Below are 20053 nucleotides of genomic sequence, written 5' to 3'. Positions count from 1 at the left end.
TTTTTACAAGCTCAACTGAGCAATAATATAATTTAAAAAGGGCATTGCGTTACCGCGCTTTGTTTAAGCGCTTTTATAGTTTTTAATCTCAGCATCGCCCCATAGGTCTTCAACGCCGTAAAACTCGCGTTTATCCGTTCTGAAGATGTGTATAACAACGTCTACATAATCCAGCAGTATCCACTCGCCATGCTCAAGGCCCTCTTTTCTCCAGGGATCTTGTTGCATCACTTTATAAATTTCTTCCTCAACACTGTTTGCTATTGCTTTTACCTGTGTGGTCGAATCGGCGTGGCAAATTACGAAGTAATCTGCTACCGAACTGTTTAAATTACGGAGATCGAGCCTTACAAGGTCATTACCTTTTTTCTCTTGCATGCCGTGGATGGCAAGTTCAGAAATGTAGGTAGATTCATTTATCACTTTACTTTTTACCATTAAAAAGATTTAGTTTTGAACGATTTTGGGTTTAATAATATTATACGTTGCAAAATAACATATTTTCAGGATTATTTGTTGGACAAAATTTAGTGTCACTAAAAGAAGTTGACTCTACAAACACATTCCTCAAAAATATCTTGTCAAATTCCAAGCCAGTACCCGAGGGAACGGTCATTATGGCAGAAGACCAATTTGCCGGACGCGGGCAGCGGGATAATAAATGGCACGCCCAACCGGGAAAAAATTTAACTTTCAGCATCCTTTTAAATCCAACGTTTTTATCGGCACAGCAGCAGTTTGACCTAACGCGCGCCATTAGTATGGGTGTATATGACGCATTGCACCCCCTATTACGTGACAGCCTGAAGATAAAATGGCCAAATGATATTTATTACGGTGATGCAAAGCTTGGCGGTATGCTGATAGAAAACATATTGCAGGGCAGCCAGATCAAACATTCCATTATAGGTATAGGACTTAACATTAACCAGGAGAATTTCCATCCGGACGCAGTTAACGCAACTTCTATCAAAAAGATATTACAAAGGGATTATGAATTAAAAAATATATTAGCTGAAATTTGCAACAATATAGAAGCATATTACCTGCATCTTAAAGCAGGCCGAATTGAGTTTGTAAGGAATTTATATTTGAGCCGACTATATTGGTTAAACGAACGGCATGCGTTTAAGTCGAACGAAGAGATCTTTGAAGGCGTTATAAAAAACGTTGAGCCTGCCGGGATGTTGGTTGTTGACAATAACGGCAAGGCAGAGACTTATAATTTAAAGGAAATAGAGTTTTTAAATAAATAATGAAAAAAGCGGTTTTAGCCATCGTGATGTTTCTATATGCAATTGTTGCTAAGGCCCAAATGCAAAACCCGGTAAAATGGGCATACGCGGCTAAAAGGATCAGCGCTACCGAAGCGGTTGTATTGTTAAGGGCCACTATTGATAATGGCTGGCATATATACTCGCAAAAAAGCAGCGGCGCGTTAAAAACAAGTTTCGTGTTTAATCCGGCCAAGGAATATACGCTGGTAGGGAAAACGATGGAACCTAAGCCCATAGTGAAGTTTGAACCGGCCATAAAAGCAAGCCTCAGTTATTTTGAAAATTCAGTTGTGTTTCAGCAGAAGATAAAATTAAGAAGCGCCAATGCAAAAACCGTAACAGGTAAGTTGGAGTATATGGCTTGTAAAACCCAATGCCTACCACCGGAGGAAGTTGAATTTACCATCCCGATAGGGAAATAAAACGAATAATATTAGAATTTTTAAATAAACTATAATGAGAAAAATACTTTTAGCGGTAACCGCATTAATGATAACTTTTGCTGCCAATGCGCAGGTAGAGTCGCATGTGAGATGGTCATACGCGGCCAAAAAAACAAGCGCGACGGAAGCCGTTGTTTTAATAAAAGCGACTATTGATCAGGGCTGGCACATTTACTCGCAAACCGTAAAGGATGGCGGCCCGGTAAAAACAAGTTTTACCTTTGACGTTTCAAAAGAATACACATTGGTTGGCAAGCCAAGCGAACCAAAACCCATTACCCGTTTCGAGAAAGTGTTTAACATGAATGTTGGCTACTTTGAAAACGCGGTTGTGTTTCAACAAAAAATTAAACTAAAATCGGCCAAGGTTGCTGCTGTTAAGGGTAAACTGGAGTTTATGACCTGTAACGATTCCAAATGTCTTCCACCAGACGAGGTTGCGTTTACTATCCCGTTAGGTAAATAATATTAAGATAAGACAAATGAGATCAGCTCCCCTGCGTAGCGCTTTTAAGCATGCGCTTTTACTTTTAGTTATCCTCTTTTCTTTTGTTGCGTTATTGCCGAAACAGGTAAAAGCACAAACTCCCGACACCGTTTCTACAAACGATGTTGAGTTTACGGATGTGCCATCGGCCTCTCAGCAGATCATCGCTAACAAGAAAAAGATAGATTCGCTCGCTAAAATAGAGGCCGACTCGGCGAAAGCCGCAGGGGCAAATGCTATATTGAGGGATGCCGCTGCAACTGACTCTTCTGCCGGCCTTTGGCAGTTATTCATCATTGGCTTTTTAGGAGGCTTTGCGGCATTTTTACTGCCATGTGTTTACCCTATGCTGCCATTAACAGTAAGCTTTTTTACTAAAAGAGGAGGCACAAGGGCAAATGCTATTTGGCAGTCATGCCTTTACGGGCTATCTATTATATTTATTTATGTAGTATTTGGATTGCTGATCACTATTGTTTTTGGCCCTGCGGCACTTAACGGCCTTGCAACCAACGGTATATTCAATTTCTTTTTCTTCTTGATGCTGATCGTATTTGGGACGTCGTTCCTGGGTGCGTTTGAAATAACATTGCCAAGTTCGTTAGCTAATAAACTGGATGCAAATTCTGATAAGGGTGGTTTGGCCGGGATCTTTTTTATGGCTGCTACCTTAGTAGTAGTATCGTTCTCTTGTACAGGGCCCGCTATTGGCGGTGTATTATCAAGCGCATTTACAAAGGGCGACAGGCTTGGGCCCGCGGTAGTAATGTTTGGCTTTTCGTTAGCCATCGCGTTGCCGTTCACCGTATTTGCCATGTTCCCGTCAGCGCTTAAAAGCCTGCCAAAATCTGGCGGTTGGCTAAACAGCGTTAAAGTTATTTTGGGTTTTATCGAGATCGCATTCGCTTTAAAATTTTTATCCAACGTGGATTTGGCCTACCACTGGAACTTAATAGACCGTGAGGTTGTTTTGTCGCTCTGGATAGCCATTGGCATTTTAATGAGTTTATACCTCATCGGGAAGATCAAATTCTCACACGATAGTGATGTGCAGCATCTAACTGTTACCCGCACATTTATTGCCATGGGTATGTTTGCTTTTACGGTGTACATGGTCCCCGGCCTTTGGGGAGCACCTTTAAAAGCCATTAGCGCATTATTGCCGCCATTGAGCACGCAAGATTTTGATATTTCAGGCGGGGTCGCAGCAGCTATTGTAACGCCGTTCAATACATCAAGCATCAAAATAAAAAAATACGAGGAGCTTTTTAAGCGCCTGCCTAAAGTAAAAGGGCTTGATGAATGGTACGACTATGACCAGGCGATACAACTATCAAAAGAATTGCATAAACCCATCCTCATCGACTTTACCGGATGGAACTGCGTTAACTGCCGCGAGATGGAGCAAAATGTATTGCCAAACCCGGAAGTGCTTAAGCGCCTGCAGAACGACTTTGTAATTCTGCAAATGGTAATTGATGATAAAACAGAGTTGCCTAAAGCGGAACAGTACACTTCGCCCGTTCAAAAGAAAGAAATAACCACCCTGGGCGGTAAATGGCTTGATCTTGAAATTTCAAAATACAACACTAACGCACAGCCATACTACGTAATTATCAATGAAACAGGCCAATCGCTGGTTAAACCAATTGGCGCAACCGATACTAAATCTTTTATTTCCTATCTCGACAGCGGGATAGCTGCCTATAAAAAGTAGGCGGGTAAAAAAAATTAATGTAAATTCGCGGAACTTTACAAAAACGATGTAGCACGCCTGCATGGCTTTTGTAAAGTTCTTTTTTTACACTTATAAAGCGACAGCGCCCTTTTAAAAATGACGCAGATCAAGAACATTGGAGTTTTTACATCGGGTGGTGATGCACCAGGTATGAACGCCGCCATCAGGGCGGTAGTACGCTCTGCAATCTATTATGGTATTGAAGTTACCGGTATCCGCAGGGGATATGAGGGGATGATAAATGGCGAGTTTTTTGCCATGGACAGGAAATCTGTTTCAAACATCATACAGCGCGGCGGTACTATCCTTAAAACCGCACGCAGCGAACAATTCAGAACAGTTGAAGGCCGTAAGCTGGCTTACGATCAGCTAAAAAAACATGGTGTTGATGCCCTTGTTGGCATTGGCGGCGACGGTACTTTTACCGGCGCGCATATTTTTGGCGAAGAGTACGATTTTCCTATTGTTGGTTTACCGGGTACTATTGATAATGACCTTTTTGGCACCGATTTCACAATTGGTTACGATACTGCAATTAACACTGTTATTGATGCGGTTGATAAGATCCGCGATACTGCAGAATCTCACGACCGGGTGTTTATTGTTGAGGTAATGGGCCGCGATTCGGGTTTAATTGCTTTGCGTACCGGTATTGCATCGGGTGCGGAAGCAATTGTGATCCCTGAGAGCAAAACAAACATTGATGCCCTTTGCGAGCGTTTAGAGCATGGCCGTAAAGATAAATTATCAAAAATTGTTATTGTTGCCGAAGGTGACGATGCCGGTGGCGCATTTGAGATTGGCCGTCATGTAAAAGAGCGTTTCCCACATTACGATACCCGGGTATCTATACTTGGGCACATACAGCGTGGTGGCCGCCCGTCCTGCCAGGACAGGGTGTTGGCAAGCCGTGTTGGCGTTGCTGCTGTTGAAGCATTGAAGGCAGGGCATAGGAACGAAATGATAGGTCTCATCCACAACGAGATCTCATACACCCCGTTTGAGCACGCCTGCAAACATAACGTAGAAATTAACCCCAACTTTTTAAAGATAGTAGAGATACTGGCTATATAAGTTTGGATGAGTATAAATCAGAAAGCCCCGCAATTTTGCGGGGCTTTCTGATTTATACTCATGGGTATTACTCCGCCTTTGGCGTAATATCTACCACTTTTGCTTCGGCTTCCCTTTGGAGCTTTTTAAGCATTTCGGTGCCGATAAGGGCATCTATCATGCCATTGCCGCCACCATTTTGGCCGTTAACCAGAATCTCGGGTACCAATTTGATCCCATTGCTGGCTAAAGCTTCTGCCACGCGTACTATCGCATATTGTTCGATACCCATCGCCTCGGTTTTTTGTTTGGTTACCTCAGCCTCCGCCAAACCTATCGCTTTGATCTTACCGGCATCGGCAGAACCATTAACTTCTGTCGCTGCGGCATCTGCCTTAGCGTTAATGGTTTTGGCTTCGGCATCGGCACGGGCAATAACGGTCTTGTTCTCGGCATCCGCTTTCGCGTTAATCACCCTCGATTCGGCATCACCACGGGCAGCAGCAACTTTTGAGGCAGCCATCTGGGTGTTGATCTCCACCTGGCGGGTAGATTTTACAACCTCTGGCTGCATATCCGCACCGGCTTTGGCACTTTCAAATTCCTTACGCTCTATTTGGGCGCTTTTCTGAATTTCGTAAGTAACGCGTTCCTGTTCTGCTATTTTACGGTCGGTAAGGGTTTTCATTAAAGCTTCCGGTGGCACAATGTCACCAATTAATGTATCTACACCCTCTACATTATAATCGGACAATACTTTGCTGATCTGGGCCCGGGCATCTTCCTGCCTTTGCGACCTGTTGGTCAGGAATTCAATAACACCACTCTTTTGCGCCGAGTTACGAAAGTAGTTGGCAATAGTGGGTTCCAACACTTGCGATACCAGGTTTTTGGTATTACCAAACCTCGCGATCACTTTAGGTGCATCGTTACGAGGAATGTGGATGATCTGCGATACGTCCAGATTGAACGTAAAACCATCAGAAGAACGTACGCTAATGGTACATAGGTTTTTGTCCAGTTCATGGCTTTCGGTACGGCTATTAGCCCAGTTCAATACAATGTTGGTGGTAGGGACTATCTCTACCGTGTGGGTGTAAATATTAACAGGGTGTTTCCCAGGGTCAAGCGGTTCATCCCAAACACCTTTGTCATATTTCTTCACAATGTTACCGTGGGTAAAGCCCACACCACTGGTATCCTTACCTTCGGGGCCAACAAAGGAGTTTACCACCCCTACATAGCCAATATGGATGTGCACCATTTCTACCTGTTCAACAATGGCAAACCATGGGTTAAGGTAATAGGTACCGGCCAGGATAACATCCTCCTGCAAACCCTTTTTACCGCCGGCTTTAATAAAGGCCATCGGGTCCTGGTAGTTACGGTGCCCGTCTACCGAGCCACCGGCAATTTCACCTTTATCCAAAGGCTCACCATCAAGCGTGGTTACAATACCCACCTTGTTTTCGTGGATGCTGGTAGTAGGTACCATCACAATCTCGAACAGGAAGGTGTTGATACGGTAGTTACCCGGTGTTAAGAACGCGGCTTGCGGGCCTTTTTGCCCGTTGTTTTCAAGAAACGCCTGCGAGTCTTGGAATTTATCGCAGTTTACCGGTTTGCCCAGCACACGGCCAATATCCATTGGCGCGCCGTCTTTGGCTTTTACCAGGCCCAGCCTGTCCTGCGGCACAACGGTAAAGGCTTCCATAGTAATTACATATTGCCATGGCCACATGCGCCAGTACAACCCCGGGGCAAGCGGTTTAGCCTGCATACCCGCTTCACCATCAATGGCGATAATACGGCCATCGGGCAGCCGCTTACTCCCATAAAGGGTAAATTTTTTAACAACTAAACCAATACGGTCATCAGGAACGATGATCATACCACATAAAACACGCAATACAAATTTGTAAAGCAGAACAGCACCCACCAGCGGAAACACCCACCAGAATTGGATCAATAAGTTTTCAGACATTTTATTTAAGTGATTAATTTAACGGGGCCCTTAAGGTGCGGGCTCCTCACAATAACTTATAGCTTTATGAGACCTTGGCTATATAGTATTATTATGATGCCGGAAGGATTTGCTTGTTACAAAAAAGGGCGGAAATATTTTTGAGCCCATTATTAGCACATTGTTATTAAACTATTTATTACAAGCCTTTTATATATAAATAATAATTTTTACCTTTGCATCCCCGCAGAAAGAACTCCGGGGACAATGTTGAATACATAAAAACAAAAGAATGGCAACTAAAATTAGACTGCAAAGACACGGTAAAAAAGGCAAACCCTTTTATTACATCGTAGTAGCAGATGCCCGTGCTCCAAGAGACGGTCGTTTTATTGAGCGTGTAGGTTCATACAACCCTAACACAAACCCGGCTACAATTGATATCAACTTCGAGAAAACGCTTGAGTGGGTAAACAATGGTGCACAACCAACAGACACTTGCCGTGCAATACTGTCTTACAAAGGCGTATTATACAAAAAACACTTACAAGGTGGTGTTAAAAAAGGCGCTTTAACCGAAGAACAGGCAGAAACTAAATTTGCTGAGTGGTTAGATCAGAAAGATGGTAAAATAACGGGCAAAAAATCAAACCTTAACGCTGCAAAAGACGAAGCCCGTAAATTGGCTTTAATTGCTGAGGCGAAAAAGAAAGAAGATAAAGCTGCAGCTATCGCTGCTAAGAATGCTCCTGTAGCAGAAGAGGTAGTTGAAGAAGAAGCAACTGAGGCACCAGCCGAAGATGCTGCTGATACCGAAACTAAAGCAGAAAGCGCTGAGTAATTATTTGAACGCAGGTTCATAAGCAAATGGCGAAGCAACCCAACGGTTCTTCGCCATTGTTATTTAAAAGTATTTATATGACAAACACAGCAGAATATTTTAGGCTTGGCAGTATCTTAAAAACCAAAGGCCTTAAAGGCGAAATGCAGGTTTATATTGATTTTGAAGATGCAGAGGATATCAAAATAAAATCGTTGTTTATTGATATTGCCGGTAAACTGGTTCCCTACTTTGTAAGCTCTATTAAGTTTTTGCAAAAAAGTCAGGCGTACCTTAACCTGGAAGATGTGGATACTATTGAAAAGGCCGCGATGCTGGTTAAAAAAGACATTTACCTGCCCAACAAAGTAAAGCCAAAAAAGAAGAAGGAAGAGTTTACCCTTAAAGATGTGAAAGGCTTTATTGCGGTTGATGAAACCCACGGCGAACTGGGCGAGATTTTGGATGTAGTAGAATATCCGCAACAACTTATCGCATCAGTAAACTATAAAAATAAGGAAGTGCTGTTCCCGCTTAATGTGGATATCATTAAAGGGATAGATATTGAAAGCGGCGAAGTTTACATCGATCTGCCGGAAGGTTTGCTGGATGTTTATTTGAGTGAGTAAGTAACACATGCAATAAATATGAATGAATAAAAGCTTCCTGATATGGGGGCTTTTTATTTTTTAAGCTTAAATTAGCGTATGGCAACAATATTCGCACCCATGCTTATCATCCCCAACGGGTTAAATGATGTAAACTTTTATACTAAAGCCTTCGGCGCGGTCGAGTTGCGCCGGTTTAGTAATGATGATGGTACAATCCACGTAGTAGAGTTAGCTATTGATGGGTCAATTTTTCACCTGCATGAGCAATGGGAAACAAAGTTAATGAGCCCTGATAGGGCTGGGGCAAGTACCGTATCGGTAAATATATTTGTTGACGATGTTGACGCGGTAGTCGCGCAGGCTGTCGCTGCGGGAGCGAGGATTACGTCGCCAGTGCAAGATTTTGATTACGGCTACCGCCAGGGCGATATTATAGATCCTTTTGGGCATTGCTGGCAAATACAGAAGAAGATTTAAGAGAGAATCAGGACTTTGAATCAATACGAAAAAGTCTTGGCTCTTGATACTTACTCTTGCCTCTAATAAAAGTATCTTTGCCCCATGCGTTTCGATATTATCTCTGTTTTGCCCGCCTTGCTGGAAAGCCCGTTTGCTCATTCTATTTTGCAGCGCGCCCAAAAAAAGGGCGTGGCCGAAATTGTGGTGCATAACCTGCGCAATTACTCTACCGCCAAACAGAAAAGCGTTGACGATTACCCCTACGGTGGCGGTAGCGGCATGGTGATGACCATCCAACCCTTTGCAGATTGTATAGAAAAGCTAAAAAGCGAACGCGAGTACGACGAGATCATTTTCATGAGCCCCGATGGTGAAACGCTAAACCAGGGCATAGCCAACCAGCTATCTATTAAACAAAACGTAATAATACTTTGTGGGCATTATAAAGGGATCGACCAGCGCATCAGGGACCTCTACGTTACGCGCGAGATCTCGATAGGCGACTATGTGCTATCTGGTGGCGAACTGCCCGCAGCGGTGCTGGTTGATGCCGTGGTTAGGCTGATACCGGGGGTGCTAAATGATGAGACCTCGGCCCTGTCTGATTCTTTCCAGGATGATATGCTGGATGCGCCAGTTTACACCCGCCCCGCCGACTGGAACGGGCATAAAGTACCGGCCATTTTATTGAGCGGCAATACCCCCGAGGTTGAAAAGTGGCGTTTCGAGCAAGCCCTGGAGCGTACCAAACAACGCCGGCCCGATCTGTTGGAATAAATCGAGGAATGGATTTACTGTTAATTGTTGGATTGTTAACTATTTAATAAACAATTAGATAATCCTATAAACCCATTAGAAACCGCCACCACTTGTGGACAAAATACATTTTGTGGATATTTTTAAAATAGGGTTTTAAAATCCAAAAAATATCCTTATAATTGCACTCCGATTTTTACGGGTTAAAAGTCGCTTTAAGAGCTAAAAATCATGGATTTAGTAAAATTTGTAGAAGAGCAATCAGTAGTTAAGAATACCTTCCCGTCGTTTAAGGCCGGTGACACTGTTAGCGTGCATTATAAGATCAGAGAAGGTAACAAAGAACGTATCCAACTTTACCAGGGTGTTTGTTTACAACGCAACAGCGTTGGTAACAGCGAAACCTTTACAGTACGTAAAGTATCTAACGGTATAGGTGTTGAGCGTATCTTTCCTATCAACTCTCCAAACATCGATAAGATCGAAGTTAACAGCGTTGGTAAAGTACGTCGCGCTAAATTGTTCTACCTGCGTGCCCTTACCGGTAAAGCGGCTCGTATCAAATCAAAAAGGGTTTAATTATCTTTTCGCCGTAAGGCGGATACAATATAAAGCATACCAAACCTGCCCGTTATACGGGCGGGTTTTTTTGCGTTGATGTAGATTTAGCAGCAAGGTAAACTTGTGGAGTCATTACGTGTTAAGGCAATAAAACAGATGTCAATTGCGAGCGATAGGCTGGGAGCAAAAAGCCCCGATGCATTTACACCGGGGCTTTCTGTATACATGAATAAATTATTTCTTATCGTCTTTCTTGACCGTTGCTTTTGGTTTTGCCGTTGCTTTAGCTACCGGCTTTTTACCTGCGGCAGGTGCGGCTGCTTTAGCTATCGGTGGTTTAGCAGGCCGCTCTTTTTCGAGGTCGTGCTCAATTACTAATGTTTCTTCGCCGTGTGCATCAGATAATGGTGTTTCTACATCTCGGATATGGGTATTTTCCACAACGTCTGATGTTACTTCGGTAGCTGGTGCAGCACCCGTTAGTTCAGCTAAAATGGTACGGCCGCCTTTAACAACCTGGTTAAGTTCTACATTTATTTTTGTGCCTAAAGGCAGGAACAGATCCACCCTCGAGCCAAATTTGATAAAGCCGAATTGCTGGCCTTGTTCAACTGCATCACCCTCTTTAACGTACCATACAATGCGGCGGGCAAGCGCCCCTGCTATTTGGCGGAACAATACCTGCACGCCCTGGCTATTCTCGGTTACAACAGTTGTGCGTTCGTTTTCGGTTGATGATTTTGGGTGCCATGCCACCAGGTATTTACCGGGGTGGTATTTAAAATATTTTACAACGCCACTAATAGGGTTACGGTTTACGTGCACGTTTACCGGCGACATAAATACCGATAGCTGGATTCTTCTATCCTTCAAAAATTCGGTTTCATCTGCTTCTTCAATTACAACCACTTTACCATCGGCAGGGCACAAAATCTGATTTTCGCTGGTAGTAATAGCAAACTTAGGGTTGCGGAAAAACTGAACGATAGTAACAAACAATAAAAACGACAAGATGTAAACTATCCATTTTACCACATGGGCATTAGGGAAATAAAATGATATAGCAGCATTAAGTAATGCTATAACCAGTATAGTTAAGGCAAGTGATGTATATCCTTCTTTATGAAAAGTCATATATAGGTTGATAAGTTTCTACAAAATTAAACATTTAGAACAAAGTACAAGTATGTATAAACAACCGGGGCAGCCAGCAGTAATCCGTCGAACCGGTCAAGCAAACCTCCATGGCCCGGAAGAATGGTACCGGAATCCTTTATATTGATGCTGCGTTTAAACATCGATTCTACAAGGTCGCCCAGGGTGCCAAAGCAAGAGATCAATATACCTACCGATACCCAGTTTTTCCAGCTTAGTTCGGGGTAATAGATGCTGATAATATAACCCACACCCGCGCTGATGACCACGCCGCCAATAAAACCTTCCCAGGTTTTTTTAGGGGAATGGCGCTCAAATAATTTGGTGCGGCCTATGCTCATACCTACAAGATAGGCGCCGGTATCGTTTGCCCACAGCATCAGTAAAAATGCCAGCGGGATATGAAAATTGTACGGGCCACTTACGTATGACAAAGCATGGAAAAATGTAAAGGGCATAATTACAAACACCATACCCAACAAGGTGTAGCCAATATTAGCAAATGGCGAAACAGATATTTTAAAAAGCTCGTAAATAAACACGATGCTAACGCTAATGGGCAATAGAAACAGCAATATATAACCTATATGCAAGCTATTTGCCCCAGCTAATGCCAGCGAGCCGGCGTAAGTAATAAATGCGAAAGCGGCGTAAATTAACGCACCGTTAAGTATCCCCATAGGGATGTTGGGGTTGGCGGTATCCTTTTTAATAAGGGAGTAAAACTCGTAAAGGCAAAAACCGCTCAACAGTAAATAAAAAGCACCAAATACATTGTGGCCCAATAAAAAGGAGCCTATCATCACTATAATAAAAAAGAAGCCTGTTATGGCGCGTGTTTTCATAAACTTATCTGGTTCAATATCATTATTTCGATAGCACTGCTAAAGTTTTCCTGGTGAACGTAAACTTCTATATCGCCAAATGCCTGGTGAGACGATGCCTGTTTATTAAGCAATACGGCATCTATCTGGTACCCGGTAAGCACCTGTTTCACAATTTCTGACTGATAAAAGTTCGACGAAGTAAAAATTTTAACCCAGTTCTTCTCCATTTAATAGGGGCTTTCGCTTGACCTGTGCTACTTTTTTGTAAACTATCAGCAAAATTATAATAATTAACGTGCTAAATAGATAGCCTGTGTAACTAAATAAGTGCGCATCATCAAGGTTTACCTTAATTTGCTTTTTTTGATAAAGGTAGGTGCCAATTACCGCGGTTGAATTGTTTAAGAAATGCCCCCATACCGCCGGCCAGATGCTGCCGCTATACGCTACAAAATAACCAAACAGCGCCCCTAACAAGGTACGGGGCAAAAAGCCGTAAAATTCCATGTGGAAAGCGCTGAAAAGTATCGCGGTTACCCAAATAGCAATGTGCGTGTTTTTAGCCCACTTTTCAAATATGGTTTGCAACACCCCGCGAAACATGAATTCTTCGGCAACTGCCGTTAAAAAGCCTATCAGGATTACATTTTTCACACAGTCCCAAACCGAATCCATTTTTAAGATAGCTTCGGTAACTCTGCGGGCACTCTCTTCGCTATCCTTCATCCATTGTTCTAACCCGTGGAGCCATTTAGGCAAAACCATTTGTTGGTTTACGTTGCTCAAAACCTCTATAAGTGGCATAGATACCAACATCACAAAAAAAGCAACAACAAACAGCAGCCACGGGAAACGGAAAGTAGGCTTAAGATAATTGTCGGGAGACCTCACAACCCATTTCGCAAAAACTAAGGGCGCCAAAAAAATGGGTATAGTGGTAGTAACCACCTGTAAAATATACAAAGCATTTATACTTTGCGGGTGGCTAAAGTTTAACCGTGCTATATCTAACAGTAGGTTTACGCCGTATAATGCGGCTATCATTCCAAAGCCCAAAAGGTTACCGGCTAAAAATATCCCGGCAAAAACAGCTATAAAAAGTAACAGTTGTTTTGCCGGGGATATTTGATTTACAGGGCTTTTCATCATATAGCTTAAATTTCTTAAATTTGCAGGGTTAAATATAAGCATGTCTGTACAAATAGGAAATATTGATTTAGGGGAGTTCCCGCTGTTACTGGCACCGATGGAGGACGTGAGCGATCCGCCGTTCCGTTATGTATGTAAGCAAAACGGTGCGGATATGATGTACACCGAGTTTATTTCGTCTGAAGGATTGATTCGCGATGCCGCTAAAAGCCGCCAAAAACTCGACATTTTTGAATACGAGCGCCCCATAGGCATACAGATTTTTGGCAGTGATATAGACCACATGCGCGAGGCTACTGAAATAGCTTCCCTTGCAGGCCCCGATCTGATGGATATTAATTATGGCTGCCCTGTAAAGCAGGTAGCATGCCGCGGCGCGGGCGCAAGCCTTTTGCAGGATATTGATAAGATGGTAGCGATGACCAAAGCGGTTGTAAATGCTACACACTTACCCGTTACCGTTAAAACACGTTTAGGGTGGGACGATAACACCAGAAATGTTTACGAAGTTGCCGAACGCTTACAGGATGTAGGAATAAAGGCGCTTACCATACATGGCCGTACCCGTTCGCAGATGTACAAAGGCGTTGCCGATTGGACGCTGATACACGATATTAAAAAAAACCCGCGCATCAAGATCCCGATATTTGGGAATGGAGATATCGATTCGCCCGAAAAAGCTGCCGAATGGCGCACGCAATTTGAGGTAGATGGGATGATGATCGGTCGTGCTGCAATTGGTTACCCGTGGATCTTCCGCGAGATAAAACATTATTTTAAAACCGGAGAGCATTTGGAAAAACCAACCATTGCCGAGCGTATTGAAGTTTGCAAAACCCACCTCGAAAAATCGATGGAATGGAAGGGGCCACGCACAGGTATTTTTGAGATGCGCCGCCATTACAGCAACTATTTTAAAGGTGTACCCGATTTTAAAGAGTACCGAATGAAACTTGTTACGGCCGCAACCGTAGAAGAAATTATGGATATACTGGACCAGGTAGACAAAAAATATGCTTTTGAAATGGCGTAATATTTGTTTGCATGCTATATATTTGAATTAAAGAGACAATAAAACACATGACCACTATCATAACTGAAGGTGTAAAGGTTTCAGTTGAAACGATTTATCAGCCCGAATATTCAAACCCTATGAATGATCACTTTATGTTTGCCTACAGGGTGAGTATAGAGAATATGGGCAATTATGCCGTACGTTTGGTAAGCCGCCACTGGTACATTTTTGACTCTAACGGTGCCAAGCGCGAAGTTGAGGGCGAAGGTGTAGTTGGGCAGCAACCTATAATTGAGCCGGGCAGCTCTCATGAATATGTAAGCGGCTGCAACCTAAAAACAGATATGGGCAGCATGAAAGGCGAGTACCAGATGGAGCGCCTGTTAGATAACTCTGTATTTAACGTGCAGATTCCCGAGTTTTATTTAATTGCACCTTACAGGTTGAATTAAGAGATTAGGCTATAAGAACCAAATATTGAGCCCCGACAGAAATGTTGGGGCTTTTTTGTGGCTAAAATCAAATATGCCTATGCCAGATAACGTTGGCCGTTGTACCAGCCCCTGTAATAACTATTAAGATAGTCAGGTAGTTACTCCCATAAATACAAAAGGCTGCCCTAAGGCAGCCTTTCTAAACAACAATCAAACTATTTAGATTATTCTGCCTTTTAAGAAGCTGGCCGGCTATCTTGCGGAGGCATATGCAATACGGTGTAATGCAAAATCAATAGAACGATCAATTGCATTACGCAACCCTATTAACTAATGCTACAATTAAAGTTTATTTATTTTAAGGTGCGCATTGGACTGAGGACGATAGACTACATTTGATTAATGGATAACCATAATTTTTCCTACTGGGAACGTACCGCGTTTATTGATAATGCCGATGTGATCATTATCGGCAGTGGCATTGTTGGCTTGAGTGCCGCCCTGCATTTAAAAACCCTCGAACCCAATTTAAAAGTGCTGGTTTTAGAGCGGGGATTTTTACCAAGCGGCGCAAGTACAAAAAACGCGGGTTTTGCCTGTTTCGGCACGGTTTCGGAGCAGTTGAAATTGCTTAAGCATACCCCTGAGGAGGAAGTTGCCCGCCTGGCTAACTACAAATGGCGCGGACTGCAACGCCTGCGCCAAAATCTGGGTGATGTTAATATTGACTACCACCAGCACGGTGGTTACGAGTTATTTATGAGTGGTGAAGAAACGCAGTCTGATGAGGCTATAGATAACCTAACCCGCTTGAATAATTATTAAAAGCTGCTATTGACGGGAAAGATATTTACACGGTTGCCGATGTTGAAATTGCCGGTTTCGGTTTTGAGGGTGTATCGAGAATGATCTATAACCCTTTTGAAGGGCAGATCGATACCGGCAAGATGATGCGCGCACTGCTTAATAAGTGCTATCAAAAGGATGTTATGGTATTAAACGGTTGCGAGATTTCGGCCATCCATAATCAAGGCGACCATATCCTTCTAACATCCCCGCAGGGCAATTTTAAGGCGAAAAAGGTTATTATGGCAACCAATGCATTCGCTAAACAACTTTACCCCGACTTAAAGGTTACCCCCGGCCGTGGGCAGGTATTGGTTACCAAACCTATCAAGGGGTTGAAACTAATGGGCACTTATCATTTTCAGGAGGGGTATTACTACTTCCGCAATATAGATGGGCGCGTGCTTTTTGGCGGCGGGCGCAACCTTGATTTTGCCGCCGAAGAAACCAGCGAATTTGGCCATACTGATGCTGTAAAGCAAAAACTTACCCAATACCTGAACCAGGTTATCCTCCCCGGCCAAAATGTCGAAATTGATTATTGGTGGAGCGGTATTATGGGTTTTGGCGAAGAGATAAGCCCAATAGTGAAGCAAGTAGGACCCAACATATTTTGCGCCGTGCGCTGCAACGGTATGGGTGTGGCAATGGGTAGTTTGGTAGGGGAGGAAGTTGCAGAGTTGGCGCTCAAAGCCTAATTATTTTGCCGTTCAAAATTATAAAAAAGACAACAGTTTGTATTGCAGTGTTTTATGTGTTCACGTTCACGGTGGTGAACAAACACAATTTTTTTATAATTGATTGAATATTAACAGTTTGTATTTTGTGTTTTTATGATGTGTTACTAATCCGTTGAAATTCAATGATTTACAATTTGAAATTGTGAACACGTCTACAACAACTCCACCAACCTTTCCAAAGCCATGCCGCGCGAGCCTTTTATCAGCACCGTTGCATTGGTTATCGGGCTTTGTTTAAGGCCTATCATCGCATCTTCGGCAGTCATGTAAAAGGTAGTATTGATGAGATTGGTATTATCTACCTCGGTTTGCTGGCTGGAGAAATCTTTACCGATAAAAATGCGCTCATCCACCTGGGCGGCCATGGCTTTTTGGATAACCGAGGTATGTTCAACTGCCGATTCTAAGCCCATCTCGAACATATCGCCCAGGATCATCACTTTATGATCAGCCTGGACCTTATCCATATTTTCGATAGCCACGAACATGCTGCTTGGGTTGGCGTTGTAAAAATCGCAAATGAGGGTATTGGTAGCCGTTTTGGTGATCTGCGAACGGTTGTTTTTGGGTTGATAACCCTCGATGCCCTGGTCGATCTCGTCGGACGAAAGCCCAAAAAAACGCCCGATACAAATGGCGGCTAAAATATTATCCAGGTTATAGGCCCCGGTAAGCTGCGATTGCACGTTGTAAGACGAACTTGTTTTATCGTGCCACTTCAGCGTTAAAAAAGGGGAGCTGTCCAGCAATTTGCCGCTCACCAGGTTATTACTATTCATGGTTTTGCCGTAGTGAACCACGTTTTTTAAGGCACGTGCTTCCTGCATGTCTGTAAGCGCCTTGTCATCGCTATTTACAAAAGCTATCTTCTGTGTTTCGGACTTCCCGTCTTCCGGACTTTCCGACTTAGCTAAATAATCATACAGTTCCCCTTTTCCTATTTTAACCCCCTCGACCCCGCCGAAACCCTCTAAGTGGGCTTTACCTACGTTGGTGATTAGCCCGTGGGTTGGCTGCGCGATGGTGCATAACAGGGCTATCTCTTTTTGATGATTGGCACCCATTTCTATCACCGCCATTTGGTGCGATGTATCGATAGCAAGAATGGTTAATGGCACACCGATGTGGTTATTTAGATTGCCCTGTGTTGCCAGCGTTTTAAACTTTTGCGATAGCACGGCGTTAATCAATTCCTTTGTGGTGGTTTTGCCATTAGTACCGGTAAGGCCAATAACCGAGATGTTTAACTGCCTGCGGTGGTGCCTTGCCAGGTCCTGTAAAGCGGTAAGCACATCATCAACCAATAAAAACTTTTCGCCGGTTGCATATTCGGGGTTATCTATAACTGCATAGGCTGCACCCGCTTCAATGGCCTGGGGCGCAAACGTATTGGCATCAAACTTATCGCCTTTTAACGCGAAGAATAAACTGCCGGGCGCGATTTTACGAGTATCTGTACTGATAACCGGGTGTTGAATAAATAACTTGTATAGTTGTTCGGTGGTTGTTTTCATGGTCAAATTGTAAACTAAATTACGCTTCTCTGTTCATCAAGGCAATAACGGCTTTAATTTCTCCGTAGGTGTAAGCATCGCCTAACGCTTCTTTAATGGGCGACAGCATGGCGCTGCCATAACTTTCAACCGCCTCCTTTATAGCCGGGATCTTATTTTCGTTAACAAATTCGAATACGTCAAGTTCGCCGGTTTGTATAAAACGGCTCAGGTGGCCTTCAATTGTGGTTGGCGATAAACCGCGCTCGTGCGAGATCTCGGTAACGCTTTTACCCTCTTTATACAGGTTATAAGTAAACTGAAAGGTATCTGATACCTTACCCTTTTTAATTTTTGGTTTCCGCTCACGCTTAACCGATTTCTGTTTGATGCGGGATGGTAATCCCTTGGCCTCGCTGTACGTATTCACGATCGCCAAAAACTCGCGGCCGTATTTAGCCAGTTTTACATCACCAAAACCGGAGATGAGCCTTAACTCGTCCATTTTTTGTGGCAGGTAGGTCGCTACTTCCAGCAAGGTAGCATCCGACAGGATAATGTATGCCGGCAAGTTTTCGCCAAGGGCAATTTCCTGTCGCTTTTTGCGCAGATCGGCCAGTAATTCAGCCTCATAATTCAGCACTTCCTGTTCCTGCTCATCTGTAACCTGGCTTGCTATCAGTTCAACCTTTAGATCGCCCTTTAAAACGGCTTCGCTTTTTGGGGTGAGGCGGATAGTTGGGAAACCTTCGTCAACGCTTTGCAAAAAGCCTTGCGAAATCAACTCGCGTAGGTAGCGCTGCCAGTCGGCCTTGCTGATATCAGCCCCAATACCGTATGTTTTAAGTGCTTTATGGTCGGCCCAGATCTTTTCACTTCTTGAACCACGAAGGAAATCGATCAGGTATGTTGTACCGAAACGCTCTTTTAATCTCACCACAGCAGAGAGCGCTTTTTGGGCGATAAGCGTACCATTAAATTTGGTAAACTCGCTCAGGCAAAAATCGCAGGAGCCGCAATTATCCGGGAATGCTTCGTCAAAATAATGCATCAAATACTGGCGGCGGCAGGCGTGCAGCTGGCAGTAATTTACCATGTCATCCAGCTTTTTTAGCATAATGGCGCTTTGTTCCTTGTTGTTCTGTACGGTAGCAAAACCACGCAATTTAATGGCATCGCCGGGCGAGTAAAGTAGCAGCGCATTAGAAGCCAAACCATCCCTGCCTGCACGGCCGGTTTCCTGGTAATAGCCTTCTATGTTTTTGGGCAGGTCCATATGCACCACGTAGCGCACATTGCTTTTGTTGATACCCATACCAAAGGCGATAGTTGCCACGATGATCTTGATTTCATCTTTCAGAAAAGCTTCCTGATTGCGTGCCTTTACCTCGTTAGTTAGCCCGGCGTGGTAGGCTGCCGCAGCGAAGCCCTCTTCTTTTAAGTCATCCGCCAGGGCTTCTGTCGACTTCCTTGAAAGACAATAGATGATCCCCGAATCATCTTTATGCGACTCTAAAAAGCTCAAAAGTTGGTTAAAACTATTCTTTTTGGGGATGACCCGGTACGTAATATTCTCGCGGTTAAATGAGGAGATAAAAACCGCGGGCTGGTGCAGGTTTAGCTTTTCTAAAATATCTTTTTGAGTAAGCTTATCGGCGGTAGCAGTAAGGGCAATCACCGGCACACCGGGAAACTCCGTTTTTAACCCTGCCAGCATCAGGTACTCGGGGCGAAAATCGTGGCCCCATTGCGAGATACAGTGCGCCTCATCAATAGCTATCTGCACCACGTTTAGGGTATGCAAAAATGCCATCATGCGGTTATCGGCACCAAATAAACGTTCGGGTGCCAGGTACAGCAATTTCAATTTGTTATCGCGCAGCTGTATGGCAATGTCCTTTTGCTCCTCGGCACTCTGGCTGGAGTTTAGGAATGCCGCGGGGATGCCGGTAAGGTTCAGGCTGTCTACCTGGTCTTTCATCAGGGCTATCAGTGGCGATATTACGATGGTTAAACCACCAAGCAATACGGCAGGTAACTGGTAACAAAGGGACTTGCCACCGCCTGTTGGCATTAGGGCAAGAGTGTCTTTATTATTTAAGACATTGGCTATGATGGCTTCCTGCGAAAGCCTGAACTCTGAGTATCCGAAATATTTTTGAAGGGCTTGTATGGGCGTCATGGTGTGTATGCAAAAGTGCAGATTTGAATTAATAGCCTGATGAT

At 43.7% G+C, this 20053-nt stretch carries 21 protein-coding genes and 1 pseudogene; 14 read left to right on the top strand and 8 right to left on the bottom strand.

Translation table 11 applies throughout. From position 1 onward, the window contains the following. Positions 1–63: 63 nt before the first annotated feature. The gene (rsfS, locus tag ABIB39_RS02255) at positions 64–438 is read right to left on the bottom strand and encodes a ribosome silencing factor (RefSeq protein ID WP_354426980.1); all 375 of its coding nucleotides are present in this window, start codon (positions 436–438) and stop codon (positions 64–66) included. A 92-nt stretch (positions 439–530) separates the two neighbouring features. Here rsfS and ABIB39_RS02250 point away from each other — a divergent pair, with 92 nt between their 5' ends. The 5 genes from ABIB39_RS02250 to pfkA all read left to right on the top strand — a co-directional run bounded on the left by ABIB39_RS02250 (position 531) and on the right by pfkA (position 5019). Next, entirely contained in the window at positions 531–1256 is a 726-nt protein-coding gene (locus tag ABIB39_RS02250; protein ID WP_354426979.1) for a biotin--[acetyl-CoA-carboxylase] ligase, read from the top strand. Beyond that, a complete protein-coding gene (locus tag ABIB39_RS02245; RefSeq protein ID WP_354426978.1) occupies positions 1256–1699 on the top strand; it encodes a protein-disulfide reductase DsbD domain-containing protein in 444 nt (147 codons plus the stop codon). Before ABIB39_RS02250 ends, ABIB39_RS02245 begins: the two co-directional genes overlap by 1 nt. Positions 1700–1733: 34 nt before the next feature. Continuing rightward, positions 1734–2186 (top strand): protein-disulfide reductase DsbD domain-containing protein, encoded by a 453-nt coding sequence (locus ABIB39_RS02240; protein WP_354426976.1) that lies wholly within the window; start codon positions 1734–1736, stop codon positions 2184–2186. A 16-nt stretch (positions 2187–2202) separates the two neighbouring features. Beyond that, entirely contained in the window at positions 2203–3924 is a 1722-nt protein-coding gene (locus ABIB39_RS02235) for a protein-disulfide reductase DsbD family protein (protein WP_354426975.1), read from the top strand. A gap of 117 nt (positions 3925–4041) precedes the next feature. Further along, complete coding sequence (pfkA, locus tag ABIB39_RS02230) at positions 4042–5019, top strand: 6-phosphofructokinase (RefSeq protein WP_354426974.1); 978 nt, start codon at positions 4042–4044, stop codon at positions 5017–5019. 67 nt (positions 5020–5086) lie between these two features. On the opposite strand, the gene ABIB39_RS02225 is transcribed toward pfkA, so the two are convergent. After that, the gene (locus tag ABIB39_RS02225) at positions 5087–6982 is read right to left on the bottom strand and encodes an SPFH domain-containing protein (protein WP_354426973.1); all 1896 of its coding nucleotides are present in this window, start codon (positions 6980–6982) and stop codon (positions 5087–5089) included. Positions 6983–7253: 271 nt separating this feature from the next. On the opposite strand from ABIB39_RS02225, the gene ABIB39_RS02220 reads away from it, so the two are divergent. The 5 genes from ABIB39_RS02220 to rplS all read left to right on the top strand — a co-directional run bounded on the left by ABIB39_RS02220 (position 7254) and on the right by rplS (position 10186). Next, positions 7254–7802: a 30S ribosomal protein S16 gene (locus ABIB39_RS02220; protein ID WP_354426972.1), complete on the top strand. Its 549-nt coding sequence runs from the start codon at positions 7254–7256 to the stop codon at positions 7800–7802. A 77-nt stretch (positions 7803–7879) separates the two neighbouring features. Then, positions 7880–8410, top strand: a complete 531-nt coding sequence (gene rimM / locus ABIB39_RS02215; RefSeq protein ID WP_354426971.1) for a ribosome maturation factor RimM — start codon at positions 7880–7882, stop codon at positions 8408–8410. A 78-nt stretch (positions 8411–8488) separates the two neighbouring features. After that, positions 8489–8869 (top strand): VOC family protein, encoded by a 381-nt coding sequence (locus ABIB39_RS02210; protein WP_354426970.1) that lies wholly within the window; start codon positions 8489–8491, stop codon positions 8867–8869. 84 nt (positions 8870–8953) lie between these two features. Beyond that, positions 8954–9628 carry a tRNA (guanosine(37)-N1)-methyltransferase TrmD gene (trmD, locus tag ABIB39_RS02205; RefSeq protein ID WP_354426969.1) on the top strand — a complete coding sequence of 225 codons (675 nt, stop codon included), beginning with the start codon at positions 8954–8956 and terminating at the stop codon, positions 9626–9628. Between the two features lie 210 nt (positions 9629–9838). Continuing rightward, positions 9839–10186: a 50S ribosomal protein L19 gene (gene rplS, locus ABIB39_RS02200; protein ID WP_129877254.1), complete on the top strand. Its 348-nt coding sequence runs from the start codon at positions 9839–9841 to the stop codon at positions 10184–10186. Positions 10187–10648: 462 nt separating this feature from the next. On the opposite strand, the pseudogene ABIB39_RS02195 reads toward rplS, so the two are convergent. The 4 genes and pseudogenes from ABIB39_RS02195 to ABIB39_RS02180 all read right to left on the bottom strand — a co-directional run. Next, a pseudogene (locus ABIB39_RS02195) lies at positions 10649–11302 on the bottom strand (phosphatidylserine decarboxylase family protein); the annotation flags it as partial. A gap of 26 nt (positions 11303–11328) precedes the next feature. Then, entirely contained in the window at positions 11329–12168 is an 840-nt protein-coding gene (locus tag ABIB39_RS02190; RefSeq protein ID WP_354426968.1) for a phosphatidate cytidylyltransferase, read from the bottom strand. Continuing rightward, on the bottom strand, positions 12165–12377 hold the full coding sequence (locus tag ABIB39_RS02185) for a hypothetical protein (RefSeq protein WP_354426967.1): 213 nt from the start codon (positions 12375–12377) through the stop codon (positions 12165–12167). Before ABIB39_RS02185 ends, ABIB39_RS02190 begins: the two co-directional genes overlap by 4 nt. Next, complete coding sequence (locus tag ABIB39_RS02180) at positions 12358–13299, bottom strand: CPBP family intramembrane glutamic endopeptidase (protein WP_354426966.1); 942 nt, start codon at positions 13297–13299, stop codon at positions 12358–12360. The genes ABIB39_RS02185 and ABIB39_RS02180 overlap by 20 nt, the downstream gene beginning before the upstream one ends. Positions 13300–13339: 40 nt before the next feature. On the opposite strand from ABIB39_RS02180, the gene dusB reads away from it, so the two are divergent. The 4 genes from dusB to ABIB39_RS02160 all read left to right on the top strand — a co-directional run bounded on the left by dusB (position 13340) and on the right by ABIB39_RS02160 (position 16292). Further along, a complete protein-coding gene (gene dusB / locus ABIB39_RS02175) occupies positions 13340–14332 on the top strand; it encodes a tRNA dihydrouridine synthase DusB (protein ID WP_354426965.1) in 993 nt (330 codons plus the stop codon). A 47-nt stretch (positions 14333–14379) separates the two neighbouring features. Next, a complete protein-coding gene (gene apaG / locus ABIB39_RS02170) occupies positions 14380–14766 on the top strand; it encodes a Co2+/Mg2+ efflux facilitator ApaG/CorD (RefSeq protein WP_252758665.1) in 387 nt (128 codons plus the stop codon). 384 nt (positions 14767–15150) lie between these two features. Further along, complete coding sequence (locus ABIB39_RS02165) at positions 15151–15573, top strand: NAD(P)/FAD-dependent oxidoreductase (RefSeq protein WP_354426964.1); 423 nt, start codon at positions 15151–15153, stop codon at positions 15571–15573. Between the two features lie 80 nt (positions 15574–15653). Then, the gene (locus ABIB39_RS02160) at positions 15654–16292 is read left to right on the top strand and encodes an NAD(P)/FAD-dependent oxidoreductase (protein WP_354426963.1); all 639 of its coding nucleotides are present in this window, start codon (positions 15654–15656) and stop codon (positions 16290–16292) included. Between the two features lie 194 nt (positions 16293–16486). Here the strand turns inward: ABIB39_RS02160 and ABIB39_RS02155 are convergent, their stop codons facing one another. Further along, positions 16487–17848: a UDP-N-acetylmuramoyl-tripeptide--D-alanyl-D-alanine ligase gene (locus ABIB39_RS02155; RefSeq protein ID WP_354426962.1), complete on the bottom strand. Its 1362-nt coding sequence runs from the start codon at positions 17846–17848 to the stop codon at positions 16487–16489. A gap of 19 nt (positions 17849–17867) precedes the next feature. Beyond that, positions 17868–20009, bottom strand: a complete 2142-nt coding sequence (recQ, locus tag ABIB39_RS02150; RefSeq protein ID WP_354426961.1) for a DNA helicase RecQ — start codon at positions 20007–20009, stop codon at positions 17868–17870. Positions 20010–20053: the final 44 nt, after the last annotated feature.

It is taken from the genome of Mucilaginibacter sp. UYP27, from assembly GCF_040547175.1.
Classification (GTDB): domain Bacteria; phylum Bacteroidota; class Bacteroidia; order Sphingobacteriales; family Sphingobacteriaceae; genus Mucilaginibacter.
The sequence above is the reverse complement of the archived record's forward strand: the minus strand, read 5'-3'. Positions and strand labels throughout refer to the sequence as shown.

Excerpts from the sequence above, each read along its gene's own strand:
- rsfS (WP_354426980.1), bottom strand. The coding sequence starts at position 438 with ATGGTAAAAAGTAAAGTGATAAATGAATCTACCTACATTTCTGAACTT.
- ABIB39_RS02245 (WP_354426978.1), top strand. The coding sequence starts at position 1,256 with ATGAAAAAAGCGGTTTTAGCCATCGTGATGTTTCTATATGCAATTGTT.
- ABIB39_RS02240 (WP_354426976.1), top strand. The coding sequence starts at position 1,734 with ATGAGAAAAATACTTTTAGCGGTAACCGCATTAATGATAACTTTTGCT.
- ABIB39_RS02235 (WP_354426975.1), top strand. The coding sequence starts at position 2,203 with ATGAGATCAGCTCCCCTGCGTAGCGCTTTTAAGCATGCGCTTTTACTT.
- pfkA (WP_354426974.1), top strand. The coding sequence starts at position 4,042 with ATGACGCAGATCAAGAACATTGGAGTTTTTACATCGGGTGGTGATGCA.
- ABIB39_RS02225 (WP_354426973.1), bottom strand. The coding sequence starts at position 6,982 with ATGTCTGAAAACTTATTGATCCAATTCTGGTGGGTGTTTCCGCTGGTG.
- ABIB39_RS02220 (WP_354426972.1), top strand. The coding sequence starts at position 7,254 with ATGGCAACTAAAATTAGACTGCAAAGACACGGTAAAAAAGGCAAACCC.
- rimM (WP_354426971.1), top strand. The coding sequence starts at position 7,880 with ATGACAAACACAGCAGAATATTTTAGGCTTGGCAGTATCTTAAAAACC.
- ABIB39_RS02210 (WP_354426970.1), top strand. The coding sequence starts at position 8,489 with ATGGCAACAATATTCGCACCCATGCTTATCATCCCCAACGGGTTAAAT.
- trmD (WP_354426969.1), top strand. The coding sequence starts at position 8,954 with ATGCGTTTCGATATTATCTCTGTTTTGCCCGCCTTGCTGGAAAGCCCG.
- rplS (WP_129877254.1), top strand. The coding sequence starts at position 9,839 with ATGGATTTAGTAAAATTTGTAGAAGAGCAATCAGTAGTTAAGAATACC.
- ABIB39_RS02190 (WP_354426968.1), bottom strand. The coding sequence starts at position 12,168 with ATGAAAACACGCGCCATAACAGGCTTCTTTTTTATTATAGTGATGATA.
- ABIB39_RS02185 (WP_354426967.1), bottom strand. The coding sequence starts at position 12,377 with ATGGAGAAGAACTGGGTTAAAATTTTTACTTCGTCGAACTTTTATCAG.
- ABIB39_RS02180 (WP_354426966.1), bottom strand. The coding sequence starts at position 13,299 with ATGATGAAAAGCCCTGTAAATCAAATATCCCCGGCAAAACAACTGTTA.
- dusB (WP_354426965.1), top strand. The coding sequence starts at position 13,340 with ATGTCTGTACAAATAGGAAATATTGATTTAGGGGAGTTCCCGCTGTTA.
- apaG (WP_252758665.1), top strand. The coding sequence starts at position 14,380 with ATGACCACTATCATAACTGAAGGTGTAAAGGTTTCAGTTGAAACGATT.
- ABIB39_RS02165 (WP_354426964.1), top strand. The coding sequence starts at position 15,151 with ATGGATAACCATAATTTTTCCTACTGGGAACGTACCGCGTTTATTGAT.
- ABIB39_RS02160 (WP_354426963.1), top strand. The coding sequence starts at position 15,654 with ATGATCTATAACCCTTTTGAAGGGCAGATCGATACCGGCAAGATGATG.
- ABIB39_RS02155 (WP_354426962.1), bottom strand. The coding sequence starts at position 17,848 with ATGAAAACAACCACCGAACAACTATACAAGTTATTTATTCAACACCCG.
- recQ (WP_354426961.1), bottom strand. The coding sequence starts at position 20,009 with ATGACGCCCATACAAGCCCTTCAAAAATATTTCGGATACTCAGAGTTC.